1 protein-coding gene and 1 pseudogene are annotated in these 5669 nt (G+C 42.3%); both read right to left on the reverse strand.

Going from position 1 to position 5669, the window contains the following annotated elements; genetic code table 11:
- A partial coding sequence (locus ACKPEB_RS05515; RefSeq protein WP_408963832.1) for a caspase family protein occupies positions 1-4976 on the reverse strand: 4976 nt, incomplete at its 3' end.
- A gap of 112 nt (positions 4977-5088) precedes the next feature.
- A pseudogene (locus ACKPEB_RS05520) lies at positions 5089-5669 on the reverse strand (caspase family protein); the annotation flags it as partial.

The raw sequence follows: 5669 nt of genomic DNA on the forward strand, positions 1-5669 counted from the left end.
CCTACAACTCCTAATACGTCAGGATTTTTAACTAATTCTTCGGCAATTTGCTTGGCAGTATCGGGTTGGTTGTTATCATCAGCGATTAATATTCGCAATGGGATTTTATTAATACCCCCGGCTTCGTTAATTTCCTTTTGAGCTTGAGCGACTCCTCGCAACATTTCTAAAGCACCGTTAACATCATTACTAATAGGAACTGATACTGCAATTGTGTGTGATGGTTGTTTCCCAATCTGGGCATTATTTAGGTAAATTCGGGCTTCTGGGTCATTAAGGTTTTCCTGTAGGTAAGATGTTAGGGACGTTACGGCTTGCTCAAAATTACCAACCGCGATCGCTTCGACTCCAGCCAGCTTATTAGAATTTGTCAGGGTTGGTACTAGGATTTTGTCACCCATGCTCATTTTATCAGTGACAGATATTGCTATTTCAGGCTGCTGATTGGTGTCAAGAAATGTTTGCGTAACACTTGTGTCAATACTATTATCTGAAGGTACTCCGTCACAGAGTTTGCGCTCTCTGTCTCTAATATGGGGGTTATTCTTTAGATAGCCTCGCATCAAATCACAAGTGTACTTCCGTAGCTCACCTAGATCTAGTTTTAAATCCACATCCCAAAGCATTACTGTTTTGTCATGACTAGCTGAGGCAAGTCTTTTTCCGTCGGGGCTAAATGTTACTGCGTTAACCTGATCCTTATGCCAATAGAAAGTTTTGAGTAAGGTGCCGTCTCTTTTCCACAACTTCACCGTTTTATCATAACTTGCTGTCGCAATTAGCTGACCATCGGGACTGAAAGCTACTGCACTAACCACATTACTATGCCCTTTGAGGGGTTTTAGTTCTGTGCCGTCTCTCTTCCATAGTAGAACTGTCCCATCAGCACTCGTCGCCGCGATTAGCTGGTCATTAGGTTGTTGATCGGGACTGAATGCTACTTTAAGTAATTGATAACCATGACCGGAGAGAGTTTGCTTGAATGAGCCGTCTCGGTTCCAGAGTTTAACCGTTCCATCAGCACTGGCTGAGGCTAAAATATGACCGTCGGGGCTAAAACTTAAGCCCCGAACAGTAGCATTATGACCAGAGAGAATTTGCTTAAATGAGCCGTCTCGGTTCCACAATTCGATCTTCCCATTGACATCCCCAAGAGCAAATATTTGACTATCAGGGCTAAAACTTACAGCAAGAACTTCTGGATACTGTATTTCACCTGTATGCCCTTCTAGAAGTTTTCCATCAGAACCGTCCGCTCTCGAAAGTTTGACGGCTCTATCTCCAGCCGCCGAGACAATTAACTGACCGTCGGGGCTGAACTCTAATGTAGTAATCGGGCCATAATGCCCCCAGTGTTGAGAAGGTTTCAGGAGCAAGCCATCCCTTTGCCAAAATTTTACATCACCATGTCCGCTTGTCGTGGCAATTGTCTTGCCATCAGGACTAAAACGTACTGTATAAACTACATCGGTATAACCATCTAAGATTGCCAACGGTGTGCTGTTTAACCTCCAGAGTTTAACCGTTCCGTCATCACTGGCTGAGGCTAGGGTGTGACCATCGGCACTGAATTTCACTGCGCGCACTGTAGCCTTATGACCTTCGAGGGTTTTCAGCAAGATACCCTTTCGGTTCCAGAGTTTCGCTGTTCCGTCATTACTCGCTGAAGCAATGATCTGGCTATCAGGGCTGATACTGACACCCCAAACCTCTCCCTGATGTCCTTGTAGAGTCGCTAGCAATCTGCCGTCTTTGTTCCAGAGTTTTACCGTTCTGTCATTACTCGCTGAAGCAATGATCTGACCATCACGGCTGAAATCTATTGCATTAACTGTACCGCTATGTCCTTTTAATGTTTTGTACAAGGTTCCATCTAACTTCCAGAGTTTAGCCTCGCTTTCCCAACTTCCTGTGGCAATGATCTGGCTATCGGGGCTGAATTTAACTGTCATTATCGGTTTACCATGTGCTTTGAAGCTTTTGTAAAGAGTCCTATCACTATTGAAGATATAGACTGTTCCTTCTCTATCAAATTCAGCAATCATCTTGCCATTAGGACTAAAATTGAGCGCGGGAAGCAAAGACTTTTGCTTGAGTGTTTTGTCAAGATCGCCATTTGATTGCTGCAATATGGCTTCAACTTCAGAACGATTATATGGTTTACCACCTAAATCCCAAACCCTTATTCCCTGGCTATCCGATGTGACAATCATCTCGCCATTGGAAGTAGGCAGAAAATCTACTGCCATAATAGGACTCCCAAGTCCTTCCAGTTGGTTGAGTTCTTGTACTGTATAAACTACCTTTGGCAGTGTTTTTATCAGTTGTTCGAGTTCTGCATTGGGTTTGAATGACTGCAAAAGCCAGTTGTCAAGTAACTTGCCTATCTGTATAACATCTAGCAACGCTTCTAACTCTTGGTTTGATTGCCACTTGTCTTCTGTAGATTGTCTTAAATTACGGATTTGTTCTATTTGTGTATTTCGCAGACCTATGAAAGCCCAAATCGTCATACTTAATCCCAACATAACGGCACTTGTCGTCCGCCACCGCCTTCGGCGTTTTTGCAAAATACTTTTCTGTACAAACTCAGTTTCTACCTGGTTTAACCAGTTGCGATCGGAATTGAGTTCTTTATCTAATACATTCAGATAAGGATTTGCATCCCACAAAAACTGTACGGGTTTCTCTCTCGATTGCCCTTGCTGATTCTGAGCTTGTCGTAACAGTTTAGCAAACTGAGCAGGAATTTGATTCACTAAGTTTTCGACCATTAAAAGCCGTCGATCTAGCCAATCCAAAATAGGAGCCGTTTGGTCTATAATTCCTTTTGGCTGTTCTTTCTCCTTATTTCTAAGGCTATCCCACTCCATCGCGGCTGGAGTTAGCCGTCGTTGTAGTAATAAGCTTTCTTGCTCCTGTTGCTTCCAGCCCAGCAACTTTTGCCAACCCCGCACCAAAACATCATGGGCAGGTTCGACATAGAGATTCCCCTCAGCATTTTGTCCTTGAACCAGTAACCGAGCCTTGGTAAACCGCTCAATGACTGCTTTAGCTAAATTCTTCTTCTCGGCTGGATATTCTAGTTCCGATAACAGGACTCGTCTGCGTGTTAATTCATCTCCACCAAGGGCAATCATCCGCAACATCACATGACAAATAATTTGGGCATAAGTGGCATTTTCTTTCACTAACGCTTCATATTCTTCATCAGCTTTTTGAGTCAGTGATAGGGTGACTCCTCCCAACTCTTGATAATCTTCTTGAGTCAGCGTTCGCTCAATAATTAGTCCCTGGTTTTGTGCCTCCCATTGTCGGTTTAAATATTTGAGATAAAGTTCACTCAACGCAAAAGAAACTAGGGGTAATGCTCCTGGCATATCCACCACTTCATCAATTAATTGCTCCACCAATTCTGGAGGCTGAAAAAACATTACCCGTGCTTCTGCGGGTTTCTGAATAGCTTCGCGCAGTTCTCCTCTAGTCATCGGAGAAACAATAAATCGTCCGCTTTGCCAACGATTTTTTAGCTCAGTATTTTTGACGCTATAACCTTTAGGGATAAACTTCAAGCCTGTATCTCTGACTTGGGGTTCAAAGTCAGAACGGAGGCTTAATACAACCCGTAATTTATCCCGATGGGCATCAATTGCTGTTAATATTTGTTGGAAAAACTCTCGGCGTATATCCTCATTTTGACAGAGGGTAATAATTTCTTCACTTTGGTCAATAAACAGTAATAACTTAGAGTTAGGATTATTCTTAGCCCAAAGATCAATGCTCCAAGCCAGGTTCTTCTCCGGTTGTTGTGGCTGAATTTCTGAAAATTGAGCTTCTTTCAAAGCATTATTTAACGCTTGTAAGGGAGTCTCACCGGGACGAATAGGGGGTATAATCAACCATTTCTCAATTTGATCTTGTCGTAATTGGGGAATTAATCCTGCTTTCACTAAGCTAGATTTACCCGAACCGGAAGCACCCAACACGACTGTAAGAGCATGAGTTTTGACAAAATTCTGTAACTTTTTGACCTGTTCAGTTCTGCCAAAAAACAATTCACTATCTTTCTCGTCAAAAGATTCCAACCCTCGGTAGGGATTTTTTGAGGCATCTAACGGGGGTGCGGGTTTTAATTTCTCTGGTACAAAACCTGGTAAAGTAAAAATAAACTCGCCTCGGTCATGCTTTTGCAACGGCCAAAGTCCAGCCGTTTGTAATTCACTCAAACCTTTTTTATCGATCAAATTATCCCGCAGATATAGATAAAGTTCTGGGGCTATAATTATCCCATCTCCTGTTAAATCTGCCTTCATATCCTTCAAGGCATTAATTAAAGCTTTAGCAAAAGGAGAATGGAGAGAATCAGGAGCTATTCCACGCTCATCAGTATAATCTAAAGCTTCTTGATTATGAGCAGCAGAGGTAATCGCTTGCCAAGCTGGATAGCGAATAAAGCGGTCATAATGCTCCCGATGAATTGTTTCTAAAGCTGAAATAACATTTCTACTACTTGACCAGCGGAAATTTCCGGCAAAGCAACAATCTAAAATTACCAATAAATGATGACAGTTCAGTTTAGAAAGGGCAGTGTTTAAATCCTGCATGGGTAGATAAGTTTCCCACTGTCCTAACGTAGCATCTTGAGGAATTAAAGCTCCTGCTGGCCCATCTTCACTATTACGAGCAATCCCATGTCCGGCGAAGTAGAATAGTAAGCGATCGCCCTCTGTGGGATTAATTACATTAGGGAGCTTTTCAAACAAAAGTTCTTTAAATTTTTCCCGTGTAGCTTCACCATGAGGAGGAAACAAACGAATCACTTCTTGATACTTGTATTCTTTTTCTAGAAGATCTGCGATCGCTTTAGCATCATTAACAGCCGTTTTAAGGGAGTGCATTCCATTTTGATAATTGTTGATACCGATAACGACAGCGATGTTGCGATCAAAATTTGTTCTGTTTAGACTCCAAATCATTGTTTTACCCTCACCTGGATTTACAAAACAGAGAAGGTGCATCTTAAGATTTGTTAAATTATTCCCGATTTAGATGCACCTAAAAAACAGTTCTATGTTTAAGCTTTGGCAATTAGTTTTGACTGCTGATCCCTTTTTTCACAACCAGGGTGATCTGTTCTGTTGTCCATTCATACCTAGCAGAAACAGCAGAGTTAACATTTTTGGTTGGCGGAGCATCTTCACTAGCAAAGTAAGCCGCCAAGAATTTGGCGAGGGGAGTGGTTGCTTTTCCAGCATTTCTAGGCTGAATGGGTTTATCCAATGGGGGTAGTTCTAACCAATCAAAGCTAGTGGCATCAACTGTGGCAAAAACTTTAAGAATATCTGACCCTTCCTGATAACCGTTAGGAAGACTTGTTTGAATTCGCCAGGGGGGAATTTCACCTCCTGGAGCTAAAGGTTCAAAAGCTGCACCCGTTGGGTAGCCTTTTTTAATACTCCAATCCGGCTGAATTGCCAATATAGTAATATTCAGAGTTTGAAAAGATTCGTTGCGAATTCGCAGACAAGCGAATTGATCGACATCAAGAGTAGGTATATTACCCGAAGGATTAAAAGGTTTTAATTCCAGAGGATCACCGGGTTCGTAATTAGCTGGTAAAGCGCATAATTCTACCTTGATTTTCCCTTGGAGAGGAGACTGAGGATCAT

It is taken from the genome of Planktothrix sp., from assembly GCF_046067725.1.
Lineage (GTDB): Bacteria > Cyanobacteriota > Cyanobacteriia > Cyanobacteriales > Microcoleaceae > Planktothrix.